At 39.5% G+C, this 19,287-nt stretch carries 17 protein-coding genes and 2 tRNA genes; 16 read left to right on the top strand and 3 right to left on the bottom strand.

Annotated features, from left to right (window positions below; genetic code table 11):
• Window position 1: 1 nt before the first annotated feature.
• The 6 genes from BI350_RS00865 (at window position 2) to spoVT (ending at window position 7,391) form a co-directional block, all read left to right on the top strand.
• The gene (locus tag BI350_RS00865) at window positions 2-961 is read left to right on the top strand and encodes a ribose-phosphate diphosphokinase (protein ID WP_075526407.1); all 960 of its coding nucleotides are present in this window, start codon (window positions 2-4) and stop codon (window positions 959-961) included.
• Window positions 962-1,051: 90 nt separating this feature from the next.
• On the top strand, window positions 1,052-1,684 hold the full coding sequence (locus BI350_RS00860; RefSeq protein WP_075526406.1) for a 50S ribosomal protein L25/general stress protein Ctc: 633 nt from the start codon (window positions 1,052-1,054) through the stop codon (window positions 1,682-1,684).
• Window positions 1,685-1,887: 203 nt separating this feature from the next.
• Complete coding sequence (pth, locus tag BI350_RS00855; protein WP_075526405.1) at window positions 1,888-2,445, top strand: aminoacyl-tRNA hydrolase; 558 nt, start codon at window positions 1,888-1,890, stop codon at window positions 2,443-2,445.
• Between the two features lie 129 nt (window positions 2,446-2,574).
• Window positions 2,575-2,808, top strand: coding sequence for an anti-sigma-F factor Fin (locus BI350_RS00850; protein WP_075526404.1), 234 nt, complete (start codon window positions 2,575-2,577; stop codon window positions 2,806-2,808).
• 421 nt (window positions 2,809-3,229) lie between these two features.
• Window positions 3,230-6,763, top strand: a complete 3,534-nt coding sequence (gene mfd, locus BI350_RS00840; RefSeq protein WP_245698282.1) for a transcription-repair coupling factor — start codon at window positions 3,230-3,232, stop codon at window positions 6,761-6,763.
• A gap of 91 nt (window positions 6,764-6,854) precedes the next feature.
• Window positions 6,855-7,391: a stage V sporulation protein T gene (gene spoVT / locus BI350_RS00835; RefSeq protein ID WP_075526401.1), complete on the top strand. Its 537-nt coding sequence runs from the start codon at window positions 6,855-6,857 to the stop codon at window positions 7,389-7,391.
• 92 nt (window positions 7,392-7,483) lie between these two features.
• Here spoVT and BI350_RS17335 read toward each other — a convergent pair whose 3' ends face one another.
• Complete coding sequence (locus BI350_RS17335; RefSeq protein ID WP_342672211.1) at window positions 7,484-7,573, bottom strand: Spo0E family sporulation regulatory protein-aspartic acid phosphatase; 90 nt, start codon at window positions 7,571-7,573, stop codon at window positions 7,484-7,486.
• Window positions 7,574-8,045: 472 nt separating this feature from the next.
• Between BI350_RS17335 and BI350_RS00830 the strand changes: the two genes are divergently transcribed.
• From BI350_RS00830 to BI350_RS00800, 7 genes are all read left to right on the top strand, one after another.
• Complete coding sequence (locus BI350_RS00830; RefSeq protein WP_075526400.1) at window positions 8,046-9,638, top strand: putative polysaccharide biosynthesis protein; 1,593 nt, start codon at window positions 8,046-8,048, stop codon at window positions 9,636-9,638.
• Between the two features lies 1 nt (window position 9,639).
• On the top strand, window positions 9,640-11,100 hold the full coding sequence (gene yabN, locus BI350_RS00825; RefSeq protein WP_075526399.1) for a bifunctional methyltransferase/pyrophosphohydrolase YabN: 1,461 nt from the start codon (window positions 9,640-9,642) through the stop codon (window positions 11,098-11,100).
• Window positions 11,097-11,354 carry an RNA-binding S4 domain-containing protein gene (locus BI350_RS00820; RefSeq protein WP_075526398.1) on the top strand — a complete coding sequence of 86 codons (258 nt, stop codon included), beginning with the start codon at window positions 11,097-11,099 and terminating at the stop codon, window positions 11,352-11,354. The genes yabN and BI350_RS00820 overlap by 4 nt, the downstream gene beginning before the upstream one ends.
• Before the next feature lie 646 nt (window positions 11,355-12,000).
• Complete coding sequence (yabP, locus tag BI350_RS00815) at window positions 12,001-12,297, top strand: sporulation protein YabP (protein WP_075526397.1); 297 nt, start codon at window positions 12,001-12,003, stop codon at window positions 12,295-12,297.
• Window positions 12,294-12,761: a spore cortex biosynthesis protein YabQ gene (gene yabQ, locus BI350_RS00810; RefSeq protein WP_155767447.1), complete on the top strand. Its 468-nt coding sequence runs from the start codon at window positions 12,294-12,296 to the stop codon at window positions 12,759-12,761. Before yabP ends, yabQ begins: the two co-directional genes overlap by 4 nt.
• Window positions 12,762-12,815: 54 nt before the next feature.
• A complete protein-coding gene (locus BI350_RS00805; protein WP_075526395.1) occupies window positions 12,816-13,235 on the top strand; it encodes an FtsB family cell division protein in 420 nt (139 codons plus the stop codon).
• Window positions 13,236-13,368: 133 nt separating this feature from the next.
• Entirely contained in the window at window positions 13,369-13,821 is a 453-nt protein-coding gene (locus BI350_RS00800) for a S1 domain-containing RNA-binding protein (RefSeq protein WP_075526394.1), read from the top strand.
• A gap of 397 nt (window positions 13,822-14,218) precedes the next feature.
• Here BI350_RS00800 and BI350_RS00795 read toward each other — a convergent pair.
• Together BI350_RS00795 and BI350_RS00790 are read right to left on the bottom strand one after the other, a co-directional pair.
• Window positions 14,219-14,290, bottom strand: a tRNA-Glu gene (locus BI350_RS00795).
• Between the two features lie 124 nt (window positions 14,291-14,414).
• Window positions 14,415-14,488, bottom strand: a tRNA-Met gene (locus tag BI350_RS00790).
• A gap of 178 nt (window positions 14,489-14,666) precedes the next feature.
• Between BI350_RS00790 and BI350_RS00785 the strand changes: the two genes are divergently transcribed.
• The 3 genes from BI350_RS00785 (at window position 14,667) to hpt (ending at window position 19,096) form a co-directional block, all read left to right on the top strand.
• Window positions 14,667-17,054 (top strand): SpoIIE family protein phosphatase, encoded by a 2,388-nt coding sequence (locus BI350_RS00785; protein WP_075526393.1) that lies wholly within the window; start codon window positions 14,667-14,669, stop codon window positions 17,052-17,054.
• A 187-nt stretch (window positions 17,055-17,241) separates the two neighbouring features.
• Window positions 17,242-18,537, top strand: a complete 1,296-nt coding sequence (gene tilS / locus BI350_RS00780; RefSeq protein WP_075526392.1) for a tRNA lysidine(34) synthetase TilS — start codon at window positions 17,242-17,244, stop codon at window positions 18,535-18,537.
• Between the two features lie 16 nt (window positions 18,538-18,553).
• Window positions 18,554-19,096, top strand: a complete 543-nt coding sequence (gene hpt, locus BI350_RS00775) for a hypoxanthine phosphoribosyltransferase (protein WP_075526391.1) — start codon at window positions 18,554-18,556, stop codon at window positions 19,094-19,096.
• Window positions 19,097-19,287: the final 191 nt, after the last annotated feature.

Below are 19,287 nucleotides of genomic sequence, written 5' to 3'. Positions count from 1 at the left end.
GATGGCTAATCATTATCCGAATAATAAACTAAAGATATTCTCTTTGAATTCCAACGAACCACTCGCAAAGGAAGTTGCTGATGAAATTGGAATTCCACTGGGTAAATGCTCCGTCACAAGATTTAGTGATGGTGAAGTCCAAATTAACATTGAAGAAAGTATCCGTGGCTGTGATGTATATGTAATCCAGTCAACGTCAAACCCTGTCAATGAGCATTTGATGGAATTACTGATTATGATTGATGCATTAAAACGTGCATCAGCGCGTACAGTGAATGTTGTAAATCCTTATTATGGATATGCCCGCCAAGATCGAAAAGCACGCTCACGTGAACCAATTACAGCTAAACTCGTTGCAAATATACTCGAGACTGCAGGGGCAACTCGTGTGATTGCAATTGATCTTCATGCACCACAAATTCAAGGTTTCTTCGATATTCCAATAGACCACTTAGTTGCAGAACCAATTTTGACGGAATACTTCAAAGGCAAAGGCTTTTCGAAAGATGAGTTAGTAATTGTGTCACCGGATCATGGTGGGGTAACGCGTGCCCGGAAGATGGCAGATCGGATGAAGGCACCTATCGCAATTATTGATAAACGCCGTCCGCGTCCAAACGTTTCCGAGGTAATGAATATTGTCGGTCAAGTAGAAGGTAGAACAGCGATTTTAATCGATGATATTATTGATACAGCAGGAACGATTACAATTGCAGCGAATGCATTGATCGAAAGTGGAGCAAAAGAAGTATATGCTTGTTGTACACACCCAGTGTTATCAGGTCCAGCAATTGAACGTATCGATAATTCAAAGATAAAAGAACTAGTTATAACAAACACGATAGAATTACCAGAAGAGAAGAATTCTCCGAAAATCAAACAACTATCGATTGCAAAGTTACTTGCTGATGCAATCGTTCGTGTATTCGAGAAGAAGTCCGTGAGTACGCTCTTCGATTGACAATGCGTGTCAGTTACTGTAGGGTCTATTGAGTAGCCTAAAAAATAGGAAAACTTATTTATTATATATTCAGAAAGGTGTTTATGTAAAATGAGTACAACTATACAATCAGAATTGAGGGTTGCTGAAAAGCAATCAACTCTTACAGAATTAAGAAATAAAGGTTTCGTTCCATCTGTCGTTTATGGATATAATACAGAAGCGACTTCAATTTCAGTTAATGAGCGTGATTTAATTAAAACATTACGCGTAACAGGCCGTAACGGTGTTATGCAACTTCTTGTAGGTGAAGACAAGTTGAACGTCGTGTTAAATGACTATCAGGCTGACGCTTTAAAAGGAACGATTACACATGCTGATTTCCTTGAAATCGACATGGCTGAAAAACTTGAAGTAAGTGTTCAAATTAATCTGGTTGGAGAATCAGTTGGTGAAAAAGACGGCGGCATTGTACAACAGCCTAACTGGGAAATCGATATTAAAGTTAAACCATCTGATATTCCAGAAACATTCGATATTGATATTACAGAATTAAACATTGGCGAAACAATTACAGTTGCTGATATTCGCGAAAAGTCTAAGTATGAAATCTTAAGCGAAGACGACTTTGCACTTGTTACAATTACAGCTCCACGTTCTGAAGAAGAGCTTGAGGCGCTTGATGAAGTGTCTGAAGATGTAAGCGCAGAGCCAGAAGTTATTGGCGAAAAAGAAGAAGAGTAAGCAAGACAAAGGCGTACGGAACTCCGTACGCCTCTTTTCTGTTTATTTAATTTGTTGCTAGTTCAATCAAATCATTAAGATTCAGGTATCGGAATGATTGTTAGAGACTCACCACTATCTTCTGGAATAGTGAGGTATTAAAATGAAGCGGCAAAACATGATTGAACAGAAAATATTATTTGATGTAAAGGAAGAAAATATAAATGAAAATGATGATTGGACTTGGAAATCCAGGAAAACAATATGAAAGCACACGTCATAATATTGGTTTTCATGTAATCGACGAACTTGCAGACCGATTAGGAGCCACTTCAATGCAGTCAAAATTTAATGGTATGTATACGATTATCCACCGCCCAGAAGGAAAAGTAATGCTTGTGAAGCCACTTACTTACATGAATTTGTCCGGTGAATGTATTCGTCCATTAATGGATTACTACAATATTGAAGTAGAGGATATCATTGTTCTCTATGATGATTTAGACTTTGCACCCGGTGAAATGAAACTTCGCCAAAAGGGAAGTGCCGGTGGACATAACGGGATGAAATCACTTATCGCACATCTAGGAACAGATAAATTTAAAAGAATTAGATTAGGAATTGGTCGACCAACAAATGGAATGAAAGTATCTGATTACGTATTATCCACTTTCGGAAAAGAAGAGCTTCCATTAATTAATGAAATGGTCGATAAAAGTGCAGATGCATGTATGGATTGGCTACAAAAACCTTTCCTAGAAGTCATGAATAATTTTAATTAGGATAGTTGTTCGGATTTCTTTCATTAGTTTATGTCCTAACTTCAATCCTTAAGGTACAACCAATTTAATCTAGAAGAATAAAATAATCATTTACTGCCTATACTGAAAAGAAAAGGGGTAGGTGGTCAAGTGAAGATTCATTATCATTGTAGACACTGCGATACTGAAGTAGGTTCACTTCCATTCGAATCAGCGGCTGAAGCACTTGCACTTATAAAAAAAATGGACGCAGAGGAAGAGGAAGAACGATTCCTAGCTTACAAGAAAGATGGCACATTATCAGTACGTTGTATTTGTGAACAGTGTGAGCAAATCTTACAACAATCTCCAAGCTATTATACGCTTAAAAAGTGGTTACAATAGATATTGGCTTTGACGCTAAGGGCGCTCAAAGCTTTTTCTGCTTCAATAATTCATACGAATAACAAGTGCTGGAAATAAACGAAATTCGACTCTTTAATTTCATAATTGGCCATTTAATGCGGTAAATAACATTGGGTTAAGTGTCTTGTTAATCATTCGCGTGTAATGGTATCTTCGTTGATTGGAGTGGAGGGTGGCGAATGCTCTCAAACGCTTCGCTTTTTGGTCGCAAAAGCCGTTCTTCGTGACGGCTTTTCCAGTGGGCTTAGCAAAAGCGTCCACCCGGAACGGAAATCAACATCGTTTGGATTCCAGCATGAAATTCTTGATTATGAAATTGGTTCAGTTAAATGGATTACTAGATTATTAGATAACAATAAGGCCTCACTGAATAAGAAAGATGAAAGACAGGTGTGAAATCTTGGAAGCACTTATTAATTATTACGAACAAAAAAATGACATCCATAGACTCGTAGAAGAATTAAAGAGTGGGAATGATAGTCAATTAATCGCGGGCTTATCAGGCGGTGCAAAGCCAGTGTTTTTTCAATCGATTCAGCAATCGATTGAAAAACCAATCCTAATTGTTTCGCCTAATCTTTTGCAGGCACAACGTACATACGAGAATTTGGTGAAGATGCTTGGCGACTCTTATGTACATCTTTATCCGGCGGAAGAATTGGTGGCGGCAGAGTTTTCTGTATCGAGCTATGAGTTACGGGCACAAAGAATTGAAACAATTGATCATATGGTCCGTGTGGGAAAGGGTGTGTATATAACACCCATTGCAGGGATGCGTAGATTATTACCGCATAAGAAACGTTGGTTAGAAAATAGCTTATCAACAAAAATTGATGACACAATCGATGTCGACCTTTGGATTGAGAAATTAACGGCAATGAATTACACGAGACAGGATATGGTTACAGCACCGGGGGAGTTTGCTTTACGCGGTGGGATTTTAGACTTGTATCCCCTTCATCTCGAAAATCCGGTTCGGATAGAGTTATTTGATACCGATGTGGATTCGATAAGGATTTTCTCAGCCGAGGACCAACGCTCCATTGGAAAGTTGGAATCCGTTTCAATATTGCCTGCAACAGAGTATGTATGGACTGAAGAAGATCTACAAACGATTTCAGAAAAGTTAGAATATGAACTTTCGGTAAGTTTGAAAAAGGTGAAGAACGAAGAGTCTAAAGAACTTTTAACGATGCATATCTCACATGACATTGCCTTAATGAAAGAAGGAAACGTTCCTGAAGGTATATTAAAGTACGCTTCTTTTGCAAATGAACAACCGACCTCATTAGGAACTTATTTTTCTACAGATGGGATTGTCGTATTTGATGAGATTGGACGTATTACAGAGGTCCTTGAATCTTTAGAGGCAGAAGAAGAAGAATGGTCCATTTCGTTGGTTGAAGAAGGGAAAATTGTTCATTCTGCGAAGTTATCATTTACTTTCGATGAAATCAATAAAATGCTGACACAACACAAGCTTTATTTATCTTTATTTATCCGAACAATTCCGGGAATAACTGTGAGCAAGACGATGACAATTTCTTGTAAACCGATGCAAGAGTTTCACGGACAGATGCAAATGTTAAAAAGTGAACTGGAACGATGGCAGAACGGGAATTTTAACGTGTTTATTCTTGCTGACGGCAAGGAACGGATGAAAAAAGTACAATCGATACTTGAAGATTATGACATAGAGGCAAACTTAACAGGAAGGCCTACAGAAACGGGCGGAATTTTTATCCTAGATGGTGGTCTGTCAGATGGTTTTGAATTACCACTCCATAGAATAGCCGTAATTACAGATGCCGAATTGTTTAAAGCAAAGCCAAAGCGGCGGACTCGTACGCAAAAAATGTCAAATGCGGAGCGGATTAAAAGTTATTCTGAAATTAAACCGGGTGACTATGTCGTTCACGCCCATCATGGAATTGGAAAGTACATCGGTATTGAAAAGATGTCACAAGGCAGCATCGAAAAAGACTATTTAGAAATTCATTTCAAAGGAAATGATAAACTTTATGTACCGACGGATAAAATAGATTTAATTCAAAAATATATCGCTTCAGGCGAAAAAGAACCATCCTTGCATAAGCTTGGTGGGACATCTTGGAAGCGAACAAAGAGCAAGGTTTCTGCTGCAGTTAAAGATATTGCAGATGACCTCATTAAATTATATGCGCAACGTGAATCCGAAAAAGGATTTGCTTTTTCAAAAGATGATGACTTACAGCGTTCGTTTGAAGATGCTTTTCCATATAAAGAAACAGATGACCAGCTACGCTCCATAGAAGAAGTAAAGCAGGATATGGAAAATATTCGTCCAATGGATCGATTGCTTTGCGGAGACGTTGGTTATGGAAAAACAGAAGTCGCAATCCGAGCAGCATTTAAAGCGGTAAATGACGGAAAGCAAGTAGCCTTTTTAGTACCGACAACCATTCTTGCGCAACAGCATTACGAGACGATGAAAGAACGTTTTGCAGGTTTCCCAATAGAAGTATCTTTGCTTAATCGTTTTAGAACGAGAAAAGAACAGACTGAAGCATTAAAAGGTTTGAAAGCAGGAACGGTGGATGTAATTGTTGGCACGCACCGTTTACTTTCGAAAGATGTCATTTATCGAGACTTAGGATTGCTTATCGTCGATGAAGAGCAACGGTTCGGTGTGACACATAAAGAGCGCTTAAAACAATTAAAAACGAATGTAGACGTGCTTACATTAACAGCAACACCGATTCCTCGAACATTGCATATGTCTATGTTGGGCGTCCGCGATTTATCGGTTATCGAAACACCGCCAGCAGACCGTTTCCCTGTTCAAACTTATGTCATGGAACATAACTTTGCCCTAATACGAGAAGCAATCGAACGTGAAATGGGACGTGGGGGTCAAGTATTTTACTTATACAATCGGGTAGAGGATATGACGAAAAGGGTAGATGAAATTAAACAACTCGTTCCTGATGCACGTGTTGGTTATGCGCACGGACAAATGAGTGAAGCGATGCTGGAGTCAACGGTTTTAAGTTTTCTTGAAGGTGAATTTGATGTTCTTGTAACGACAACGATTATTGAAACGGGCATTGACATACCGAATGTGAACACATTAATTGTGCATGATGCAGATCGAATGGGATTGTCACAGCTTTATCAGCTTCGTGGTCGGGTTGGTCGTTCAAACCGAGTTGCTTATGGTTACTTTTTATATCAGCGTGATAAAGTTTTAACAGAAGTAGCAGAAAACCGTCTTCAAGCGATTAAAGAATTTACTGAGCTTGGTTCGGGCTTTAAAATTGCGATGCGCGATCTATCGATTAGGGGAGCGGGAAATTTATTAGGATCACAACAACATGGATTTATCGACTCTGTTGGATTTGACTTATATTCTCAAATGTTACAAGAAGCGATTGAGGAGAAGAGAACTGGAGTTGTTAAAGCAGATATTCCTGATGTTGAAGTATCCCTTTCTATGACTGCTTATATTCCGGAAGAATACATTCGGGACAGTTTCCAAAAAATTCAAATGTATAAGCGGGTGCAGGCAATTGATAGCGAAGAGGACTATACCGAGCTTGTAGACGAAATGATTGATCGATTTGGCGATTTACCATTTGAAGCTGATTTACTCCTTCGTGTTGCAAGGTTAAAAGTATGGGGACGTATTGCCGGAGTGGAATCGATTAAAAAGCAAAAAACAAAAATCGAAGTGAGATTCACGCCTGAAGGAACAGCTAAAACAGACGGCGCGAAATTGCTAAGTGAATCTATGCAATTTGGGCGCGCTATTGGTTTTTCTATGGATGGCGACCAACTTCTGTTAACGATTGATGAAAAGCATACAGGAAAGCAAACTGGTTTTGACGTTCTCGAGTCATTAATGAAATTACTTCCGGGTTCTACCAAGGAAACAGCTACTTCAAAATCCGTCTAAAGGAAATTTTGCATAATTTGCCCACATATGAAGCATACTAGGAAAGCAATAGAAGATAAATGTTAATTTCCTGGAAAGTGAGGCATTATGTATGAAGGCAACTGGAATCGTCCGTAGAATTGACGATCTTGGAAGGGTCGTTATCCCAAAAGAAATTCGAAGAACGCTTCGAATTCGAGAGGGGGATCCACTGGAGATATTCACTGCTCGGGAAGGTGAAGTGATTTTAAAGAAGTACTCCCCGATATCTGAACTTGGACATTTTGCAACAGAGTATGCTGAAACACTATATGAAACGCTTGGGACCCCAGCGTTAATAAGTGACCGTGACGAAATGATTGCAGTTTCTGGTGTATCTAAAAAAGAATATTTAAATCGTCGATTATCGCCCGACGTCGAGGAAATCATTGCAAATAGAAAGATTGTTACGGAAAAACTTGAAAAAACGGTTGAATGGGTTCCTGGTCAAATTGAACAAGTAAAGTCGTATTGTATCGCGCCGATTATAGCGGATGGAGATACAATTGGAGCTGTTTATTTACTATCGAAAGTTCATTTTTTAGGCGAGGCAGAAGAAAAAGCAGTGGAAACGGCTGCACATTTTTTAGCGAAACAAATGGAACAATGATAGACAGCCTACCGAAACCAGAATGGTCAGGTGGGCTGTTTATTTGCGTGCTATTATTTATTCCGTTATTTAAATTGTAGCTGAATGTTAATTTAAATTTCTTGATATCTATTAAGTAAAGTGTCTAATCTCTGGCTACATGAGACGACTGACGGGTGAGTAAAACCAAGGTGTTTTGCCATGACATACATGCACTTTCGGGTAACATTTATCTGCTTTTGTAAGATAAACTTTTGCATAGTTCATTTCCTCCGTATTATTTGATGAAGTTTTGTTATAAAATTCACATGCATAAAACACACAAAGCCTATCGTACCTCATTAAAAATGAATATGTTGTCGAATCCTGTATGAAATCTACACTTACACAAAGTTGTAACAATTTGAAGGAATAAACCACTCAAAGCTTGAATACTTAACACACTTTTGTTAAGTAAATTGGTTTAATACTTACTTTGTAAAATTAAGAAGTGTGAACATTCATGGTGAATGTAAATCTTATTTAATAACTTTACTAGTACAGTAAATACCCAAATACAATCACCATTAAACATACATTTCATTTGTCGACAAAACAATCAAGTATTCTATTCATTCCAGATAATAATTAACGATGGTATACTTAGTAGAAGTAAGGAAGAGAAGAGGTATAGGAATGGTCCGACGATGGGATATGAAGACTTTTATGAAAGGTGCGTCAATTTTAACAGTCTCTGCAATTATTGTTAAAATACTGAGTGCAATTTATCGTGTGCCTTATCAAAATCTTGTTGGAGATAAAGGGTTTTATATTTATCAACAAGTCTATCCTTTTGTTGGAATTTTCATTGTATGGACATCCTACGGTTTTGCAGTAGCCGTATCGAAATTATTAGCGAGTAGTCAAAGTCCAGGACAAGCAAAAGCGATGATGCGCATTGCATTTGTATATTTATTTTTATTATCAATTACTTTTTTTGGAATACTAACAGGTTTTGCTCCTTTTTTTGCCGAGGCAATGGGAGATGCCCAGTTAACTGCTTTATTAAGGGTGAGTGCTTACATTGTTTTACTCATGCCCTTTTTGGCCATTTTGAAAGGAAATTTTCAAGCGTACGGCCATATGGTCCCTGTTGCTGTTTCGGGCGTTGGTGAACAGGCCAGTCGCGTTATTATCGTTATAATTGGAACGTGGTTAGTCGTTACATCTGGTGCGTCACTTTACAAAGCTGGGGAGATTGCGTTATGGGGTGCTGTTATTGGAGAGGCTACGGGGGTTCTAATCCTAGCGCTTTATTATCGTCGTACGTTTACTGGGAATGCTGAACCGGTATGCATATGGAAAACTATAAAAGAACTAACAATTGTCAGTTTAAGTGTAAGTGCGAGTTCCCTTATTTTATTACTTTTTCAACTAGTAGATTCCTTTACGATATTGAATTATCTAGTATCGATGGGGATTGGGGAACAAACTGCGATGGAAATAAAAGGTGTGTACGATCGTGGACAGCCACTTGTCCAAATGGGTATCCTTATTGCGACAACATTAGCACTGGCCATCGTGCCACTAATAGCCCATCATGCATCTAAATCAAATGGGCGTGGTGCTGTACCGTTTATTCAAATGACATACCGAACGGCCTTTTTATTTGGTTGCGCGTCTACGGCTGGGCTTATGCTTATACTACCTTATGTGAATGAAATGCTTTTTGAAACACGTGAAGGGTCTTTTACCCTTATAATTTTTTCTATCCAAATATTTTGGCTATCCTTAATCCTACCGTTAACAGCTATTTTGCAAGGTGCCGGAAAAATTAAAATTCCAACTTTGCTACTTGCTGGTGGATTAATGACCAAAGGAATCGGAAATTTTATGCTTGTTCCCCTTTATGGGATTACGGGTGCAGCATTTGCAAGTAACATCGCATTTATCTTAATAACAGTTTGTTTATTCGTTTACTTCAAAAAGATATGGGCTATCGATTTAGCGCCATTTCGTTTTTACGGTTGGTTATTCATAGCAACGCTGGGAATGGTCATACTCGTTTTACCGTGGATGCTAATAAGTGATGGATACTTATTTGATCAATTACCAACGCGTTTAAGTGCTACTGTTATTGCTCTAACATCGGTTGTTATCGGAGCAGTTGTATTTTTGTTTGTCATTTTAAAATCTCGTACTATGGCGGAGAGAGAATGGTATTTATTGCCGTTTGGTAAACGCCTGGCGGGTATTCAATTACGACTTAATCAGAGAAAAGGTGAATAATATGCATCCAATTACGGTTATTGGTCTCGGCGCAGGAGACCTTGAACAATTATCAGTTGGGACTTATCGAAGCTTGAAAGAGGCTTCAACGATTATTGCGCGTACTGAACAACACCCAGTTATCGCTGAACTGCGAAGTGAAGGAATTAAGATTGAAAGTTTTGATGAAATTTATGAACAACACGACGATTTTCAAGAGGTATATGAAAAGATTGTCGAGGCGCTAATTACAATAAGTAAAAATCAACAAGTTACCTATGCGGTGCCTGGGCATCCATTGGTCGCCGAAAAAACCGTTCAATTATTAATTGAGAAGGAAAGGCAAGGGTGTATTGAAGTTGATATTGTAGGAGGCAATAGTTTCCTTGATCCTATCTTTGCTGCTTTACGGATTGATCCAATTGAAGGATTTCAGTTAGTAGATGGAACTGATTTGTCTAGGGATGATGTCCAGATGCGTCAACATATCCTGATTGGACAAGTGTATGATGCCTTTGTAGCTTCCGAGGTAAAACTGTCACTTATGGAAAAGTATCCGTATGACCATCCAGTAACGATTGTAACGGCGGCAGGATCTCGTGGTGAAAAATTAACAACGGTACCTTTATTTGAACTAGATCGTGAAACCGAAATTAACAATTTGACGACCGTTTATGTTCCGCCTGTGGAAATGAGAGAAGACCGATTAAAAGAATGGTCTACGTTTAGGGAAATCATTGCGAAGCTACGATCTCCTGAAGGTTGTCCGTGGGATCGCGAGCAAACCCATGTGACACTAAAGACATATTTAATAGAAGAAGCGCATGAACTATTAGAAGCAATCGCGCATGAAGATGATGAAGGAATGATTGAAGAACTTGGCGATATTCTACTGCAAGTATTTCTACATGCTCAAATTGGTGAAGATGATGGTTACTTTGCGATGGAAGATGTTTTACAATCAATCGGAGAAAAAATGATCCGACGACATCCGCATGTTTTTGGAGATGTTGACGTAGAAAACGCAGAACAGGTTGTTCAAAATTGGCAGGAGATAAAAGCCTCCGAAAAAGGAGAGCCCCAGTCATTGTTGGAAGGACAAGAACGTTACGCTTCTTCACTGCTAACATCATTTAACTATCAAAAAGAAGCAGCAAAAGTAGGGTTCGACTGGCCGAGCATTGAGGGTGCTTTTGATAAATTCAAAGAAGAGTGGAATGAATTACAAGAAGAAATTAAGACTGGTGGAAAAGAAAAACAGCTTGATGAACTTGGGGATGTTTTGTTTACCATTGTAAATATTGCACGCTTTTTAAAGCTCTCACCGGAAGAGGCGATGATTCATGCCAACCAGAAATTTAAATCACGTTTTGCATACGTAGAACTATGTGTACAAGAAGGTAAAGGGCACTTTAGTGATTATACATTAGATGAACTCGAGCAGTTTTGGCAACAAGGAAAACAGGAGGGGGACTCAAATTGAGAATTGATAAGTTTTTAAAAGTTTCGAGGTTAATTAGGCGAAGGACGTTAGCGAAAGAGGTAGCAGATCAAGGAAGAATCGAGATCAATGGCCAAGTAGCCAAGGCTTCTTCTAACGTTAGTGTCGGCGATACAATCGCCATTCGTTTTGGTCAAAAAATTGTTACTGTAAAAGTTGAGATGATAAAAAATACTACGAAAAAAGATGAAGCGGAATCGATGTACGCGCTTGTCAGTGAAGAGTTGATTGAATAAGTTATTTCACAGTTCTAGTTATATTTAGTCGTTTCTGTTGATTGTAGTGGAGGGCGGCGAGTGCTCTCAAACGCTTCGCTATTTGGTCGCAAAAGCCGTTCTTCGTGACGGCTTAAGGCAATGATGTGCTCTCAAACGCTCCGCTATTTGGTTCAAAAGCCGTTCTTCGTGACGGCTTAAGGCAAGGATGTGCTCCCAAGCGCTTCGCTTTTTGGTCGCAAAAGCCGTTCTTCGTGACGGCTTAAGGCAAGGATGTGCTCTCAAACGCTTCGCTATTTGGTCGCAAAAGCCGTTCTTCGTGACGGCTTAAGGCAAGGATGTGCTCTCAAACGCTTCGCTATTTGGTCGCAAAAGCCGTTCTTTGTGACGGCTTAAGGCAAGGATGTGCTCTCAAACGCTTCGCTATTTGGTCGCAAAAGCCGTTCTTTGTGACGGCTTAAGGCAAGGATGTGCTCCCAAACGCTTCGCTTTTTGGTCGCAAAAGCCGTTCTTCGTGACGGCTTTTCCTGTGGGATTAGCAAAAGTGTCCGCCCGGAACGGAGGTCAACATTGTTGAATTTCTCTAATATATGAAATTGATTCTCGGTCATGTTTCTTAATCTCCCTGCATAAGATGTTTTGAACGTACAAGCAGAGGAGGAAGAATATGCAAATTCAAACGGACAGCCCAACGTACACAATACCATCTGGTGATCATGTAGTAACAATGAGAAATCGAAAGAGAATGGATTTGACATCTGTTAAGTCAATCGATCGTTTCGATCAAGAGGAATTTCTCGTTCGTACTTCGCAAGGATTGTTGCAAATTCATGGAGAGGAATTACGCATCGTACATCTAGACGTTGATAAAGGACTTCTAACATTGGAGGGGACAGTTAGTCTTATTCAATATGATGAAGATGATTCCGGGTCGCGCGGTTTCCTCCATAAATTATTTGGATGAGTTTATCCATACAGTTCTTTAGCCTCCTCGCAATGATTGGAACGGGCATTGTCGCGGCGGCTATGATTGATATGATTGGCACAGGAACTGCACATGCTGGAAGAAAATCATTTGTTAGAAGGCATGCAGTTATCATAGAAGTAATCGGGTGGATAATTGCAGGCTGTTGGACATTTACAATTTTATATACTGTTCGAGACGGTGCATGGAGAATTTATGATCCGTTCGCACAATTGAGTGGAATGCTACTGTATGCAAGTTTTTTTCATAAGCCATTTCGTTTAATTGGCAGGGTGATATTGATCATGCTTATTAAACCGGTTTGGTTTATTTTCCGTGCAATCGTCTCGTTAATTAACCGTCTCTTGCTTTTAATTATATGGATGCTGAAGTTACTCTCCAGACCATTCGTTTCAATATTCCGTAAATTCCACGGGAAACTCTTTAAAAGTAAGCGTAAATAGTGTATAATTTATAGAGTGATATTGAGTGGATTGTTTTGGAAGGGGAGCGCTGACATGGTAAGAAAGAAAACTAAACAAACAAGAACGAACATTGCAAAAATCAAAAATGAATATGTCCGCACCTTGCAACAAAAGGAAGAAAGAAAAAGAGTGCAAAAAGTACGCTTATATCGTAATTTAACAGTATTTTCCGCAATTGCAATTGTTACGTTAGGTTTTCTTCTTAATGCATTTTTAGGTCAGAAAAAGACATTGGCGGCTAAAGAACAAGAAAAACAAGCATTGCTAATTGAACTTGCCGAAAAAGAGGATGAGCATATTATGCTTACAAGACAGCTGGAAAGACTTAATGACGATGAATACATTGCAAAATTAGCACGCCAAGAGTATTTCTTGTCGGATAAACATGAAATTATTTTCTCATTACCAAAAAATGACGAGAAAGACAAAAAGAAAGATGAGGAAAAAGAGTAGTCTTATTGACACTCTTTTTTTGTTCGTTATAATAGAGGGTAGAACCTAGTCTGCTGTCAAGACTTGTGAATATGGTTAGAAGGCTTTCCAATCGGAGAAGCCCGCTTAAATCTTAAGGAGGAGCATTTTTTTTATGTCAATTGAAGTAGATAGCAAGTTACAAGGTAAAGTGACGGGGATCACGAACTTCGGGGCATTTGTAGAGCTGCCGAATGGCTCGACAGGCCTTGTCCACATAAGTGAAGTCGCTGATAGTTACGTGAAGGATATTAACGAACATCTTAAAGTCGGCGACGCTGTAGAAGTTAAAGTGATGAATGTTGGTGACGATGGTAAGATTGGGTTGTCTATTAGAAGAGCGAAACCTGAATCTGAACGTCCACAACGCCCTCAACGTCCTCGCACGGGTGGCGGTCGTCCAGGCGGAAGTGGCGGTCGTTCTGGTGGAGGACGTCCAAATCATAATCGGACGGAAAATTTCGAGCAGAAAATGGCACGTTTCATGAAGGATAGTGAAGAACGTCTTTCTACTCTGAAAAGAGCGACTGAGTCAAAACGCGGTGGCCGTGGCGCAAGAAGAGGGTAACTTGCTAGAAATTCAATGTAAGAAAAATGTCTGATATAAAAAAGCGACGAATTTGGAAAAGGAACTTTCCAAATTCGTCGCTTTTTCGTTTTGTATATGGTGAATGCGCCAATGGTTTATGACGCGAACTATGTTAGATTGAGCTAACAGGAGGCATCTGTAAAGAACGAAGGATAGTGAAAAATATATCTACCGATTCATTGTAAAGTCACTCAACTTCCATTTGCCGGGAAATGATAATTCCAGTTCCGTATATGTCGCTTCTTTTTTATCAATAATCGTCAGAAGAGGAGGTGGAAATATAAAATCATGTGCTACCAACACCGATAAAAATAAAAACTGTTAAGCCAGTTAGGCTTAACAGTTTTAAATAGATGGTAAGGTAATGGTGCTAATATGACCCCTACGGGATTCGAACCCGTGTTACCGCCGTGAAAGGGCGGTGTCTTAACCGCTTGACCAAGGGGCCTTGATGATATAGTGAAAATAATTTTTTTGACTCATAAGCCAAATTGTCTGTGCGGCAAAAAGTGCCGCTTCGCCAATTCGTCTTAGGCCTGTCGAGTCTCCCCGATCGTTTCAGCATTTCTTTATGGCGGCGGAGGGAGTCGAACCCCCGACCTTACGGGTATGAACCGGACGCTCTAGCCAGCTGAGCTACGCCGCCGTGTTGAAGCAACATTTACTATATTACCTATCTATTGAAATAAAGTCAATACTTCGGCAAATAGAAAAATAGTTCGGAATGCGTCGAAAAGTTTTAATAGTTTCTTGTCACGAACAGACAAATTCTTTCTGACTTTCTATGTATACTCAACAGTACGTTGACATAGGGGGTATGGGAAATGAAATTAACGAGTAATATGGAAAGACCGATGATGCAACCGATTCGTACGTTTTTTGAGGAGATTAGAAGGAAAAGAATGGACATCGTTATTACATTCCTCTTTTTAGTTGGTTCATTTTTCTTGGCACAAGCCGTGTTGTTTGATGCAGCGGTACCATTTTTCTTACCGGTTTGGGCGTTAGCGAGTGCACGTTTTCGAAAACAATTGGTGTGGGTGTTTATCGGGGGAATGGCAGGAAGTGCGTTTCTAGGGGTTGGACAAGCTGTCATTCATTTATTGCAACTTGGTCTTTTTCATATGATTATTCGGTACCCGTTTGCTAGGAAATCTATTCAATTTACAGTTGCTGGATGTGTCCTTTTCGTTCAACTATTATGGCAACTTATGATGCATGCTGGTCAATTGCCACTAGATGTTCAGTTTTTCATTGGATTTGAAGTGATTTTGGCTTTGTTTATGACATTTTTTCTGTTTCTTGCATTCCCTTCTGCCGATCGCATCTTCTTTGGGGAATGGACGCCTGAACGATTAGGGGCCGCGTGTATTATTGGTGTCATGGCAATAACGGGTATGCAAGGATTAATGATAGGACATGTTTCTATGGCGGGTATTTTTATCCATTTGATTATTTTATTAGCGGCACTCATAGGGGGATTGCCGTTTGCTACGACTGTTTCAATGATAGTCGCTGCTATTATTGGGTTGGCGGAGTTGTCCTTCACGGGAATGATGGCAGTTTACGGGATGACTGGCTTTTTTGCGGGTGCATTTCGTAAGTTTGGGAAAATAGGGATTGCCGTAGGCGCGGCATCCGTCTCCCTTTTCTTCTTCTTATACGATTTGACATTGCCGCTAGACACTACACATTTTGCAACAATCGGGGTTAGTACACTGTTGTTTTTCTTAATTCCATCCAAGAAACTAGAGCCTCTTAGGAAGGTGTTTGATTCGAAGACTGACGTTGAGGTGAAGCGACAAAAATGGCTCGCGGAACGATTGGACGAGCAATTGCAGGATTTTCAACAATTTGCGGACTTCATGTCTACGCTAGTAAGTGGAAAGGGGACTGAACAGGGTGGACCTACCATGCCAATTCCAACAGTTTGCCAATCGTGTTTTCGATATTCGAAGTGTTGGGAAAGTGGCGAGAGTGATATGGTTCAACTAACGCAAGAATGGGAAAACACGTATTCTTTAACTAAAAAGTCAGCTAGACGCCGGGTAGAAGAAAAAATGAAATATAAATGTATTCGTCACTCAGGGTTAATAGAAGAACTAGAAGAGCAAGCTGCAGGGCGGTTGTTAAATGGTCAACTGTTACATGGGCGGAAGATGTTAGCCTTGCAGTTGCGTGATATGAGTACCCATTTAGATAAAGTTATGAATGATATCAAGGAAGATTTGTCAGTTTATAAACCTGCTGAAGAAGAGCTTGCAAGACGGTTTGAAGAGCAAGGAATTGAGTATTTTCAAATCGACATTTTATCGGAAGAACCTGGAAGTAGACGGGTTGTTTGTTGTATTCCTGAAAAGAAATCCGATTTTGAAACAGATACGACGCTGGCGGAACGGTTTATTTTACCGATACTTGAGCAGTATTACAAAGAGCCTTTCAAGGTAGCAAAGTCAGCTGTGAAGCAAGAGCCATTTTCACATGTTCGCGTTACTTTGGAATCTACTGTAAGGTTCTCGTTTGACTATGGTGTCATGATGGCATCGGGTTATCAAACATTTCAAGCAGGAGACGCTTATGAAGTATTTTCGATTCATGAAGGGTTAGCGGCTGTTCTTTTATCCGATGGTATGGGACAAGATATTAATGCGTATCATGAAAGTCGTAAAGTCATACGGTTAATGAGAGAATGTCTGAACCGAAAAATGAATCCTGAAACAGCGATGCATACTTTACATTATATGATGTCACTGAATGGGTTGGACGATATGTATGCAACGCTGGACCTAGCGCTCATTGACTTGCAAGATGGTCGATTATGGTCTTGGAAAGCAGGATCAATGAGTACGTACATTAAGCGGGGGGGAGACTTCTTAAGATTAGATAGTCAATCGGTGCCAGTCGGGTTTTTACCTTCACCTTCCATCGAGGCGAAAAGTGAACAACTAAAATCAGGCGATATTCTTGTCATGATGACCGATGGAATCTTTAATGGTGAGGTCTCACTACAGTTACAAGAAAAGGCGTTATACGGTATACTAGAGAAATATGGCCAAGAAAACTGTGAAGAGATTGCAGAACGTATTGTGAATGAACTAGAACGTCGTTTTCAGTCTGTGGAGGACGACAGAACGGTGTTAGTATTAAAAATCGATCATGTTCTTCCAGAATGGTCGAGTTTCACGCCATACTCAAGAGTGCTATCTTCATAAATGATATAAATAAAACGTAAACGGTAGTGAATGATAATGGTTCGCAAAGATGTATTTAAGTTTAAGAAATGGAGTTGTGAGAGCAATGCAAGGATTCGACAAAAAAGTTTTTCAGTTTATACAAGAACACTCGTTAGTTCCCCCAGGTAGTCGAATCCTTATAGCGTGCTCGGGTGGTGTTGACTCTATGGCATTGCTTCACTTTCTTGCCTCAAATAGAAAAGGGCTTCAGGTTGAAGTGGGGGTTGTCCACGTGGATCATATGTTGCGAGGCGAAGAATCCGCTAAGGAAGGTAAATTTGTCGAAGCATTTTGTAAGGGTGTTGGGATACCTTTTTACGGCGGCAGCGTTCCGGTACCAGCTATCCTAAAGCAAACAGGCGGTAATATCCAGACGGTTTGTCGTGAAGGAAGATATGCGTTTTTTGATGAAGTGATGCGCAAATATCGATATGAATTTCTTGCGACAGGACATCATGCGGAAGACCAGCTTGAAACGGTTCTTATGCAAGTGACAAAAGGAAGCAATCCATTAGGTATGCCAATTAAACGAAGATTTACAATAGGCACGCTCATCCGCCCATTTTTATGCGTGGATAAAGCCGAAATTTATCAATACGCGAAAGAACTTGAAGTCTCTTTTCGTGAAGATCCTAGCAATCAAAGTGATGATTATATGCGGAATCGTTTTAGGCATTATATAGTCCCGTATATGGTGCGCGAAAATGAATCTGTCCTTAAGAATATTGTCCCTTTAACAGACGAACTTCAAGAAGACGAAGCGTTGCTACAGCAATTAGCAAGAGAGCAAGTTGAATTGCACGTGGAATTTACTCAAGATGGCTTTCCTTCAATGAACGTAAAGACATTTCAAGGCATGCCAACTGCTTTACAAAGGCGGGCGATTCCTCTACTATTAGATTATCTTTATCATAAGGAATATAATGCTTTATTTTATAAATCCGACCTCATTCGTCAACTTCTGGAACATCTTGATTCGCAAGAAGGGAATGTTTCCTTAGATCTACCGTATGGTTTCCTTTTTATCCGTGAATACGATAAATTTACATTAAGATCCAAACATGCCGTACAAGAGAGACAGCTCCCTTTGTTAAAAGGTGAAAAGGTGTACTGGGATGATTACTTATGGTTGTATTGGGAGAAAATAACAGACGTGAATAGCGATTTACTTTTAAGTGCGAAGGAAGTAACTTTTTTCGACTTACCAGAGGAATCATTCCCCTTATCGGCTCGGCCACGAAAAGAAGGTGACCGAATCCTATTGCAAGGAATGACGCAGGCGAAACGATTATCGAGGTTGTTTATTGATGAAAAGGTAAGTCGGACGTCACGCGACCAATTGCCTGTTGTTGTGACGAAACAGGAGGAAGTATGCGCAGTACCGAGTGTACGGTATGGAAAAAAATTTACAAAGCAGCAAACTGCCGATAGCAAATACATATTTGTTGTAGGGAACAATTAATTTAGGAGGAATTTCGATGCTTGCCAATGACATTGAAGAAGTATTAATATCCGAGGAAGAAATCCAAGAAAAAGTAAATGAACTTGGTTCAATCCTCACAAAGGAATATCAAGATAAATTTCCACTTGCAATTGGAGTGCTTAAAGGAGCGCTTCCTTTTATGAGTGACTTGATCAAGAAAATAGATGCACATATTGAATTGGATTTTATGGACGTATCTAGTTATGGAAATGCAACAGTTTCATCTGGTGAAGTGAAAATCATAAAAGATTTAAACACAAGTGTAGAAGGCCGAGATATTTTAATCATTGAGGACATTATTGATAGTGGTAAGACGTTAAGCTATCTTGTTGATTTGATGAAATATAGAAAGGCAAACTCTATTAAAATTGTTACGCTTCTCGATAAGCCAAGCGGTAGAAAAGTGGATTTAGAAGCGGATTACATTGGCTTTAATGTTCCTGATGCATTCGTAGTAGGATATGGCTTAGACTATGCAGAGAAGTATAGAAATTTACCTTACATCGGTGTGTTGAAGAAAGAGATTTATTCTTTTTAAAAAATCTCTAGAAGCCCTATCCAATTTATAAAAAATCGTTACTAATATAAGGCATTTTCGTTGTAGATTGAATCAGACCTGTGATAAGATTTACAATAGTTTTCTGTTTAACTTCTTATAGAAGAGGGCAGTGATTTTAGGCGTTGTATAATGAATGCAACTTAGTTTTTATTCAGCAAGAGCTTGAATGA

Source organism: Sporosarcina ureilytica, from assembly GCF_001753205.1.
GTDB classification, from domain to species: Bacteria; Bacillota; Bacilli; order Bacillales_A; family Planococcaceae; genus Sporosarcina; species Sporosarcina ureilytica.
This window is presented reverse-complemented; position numbering and strand designations above follow the sequence as displayed.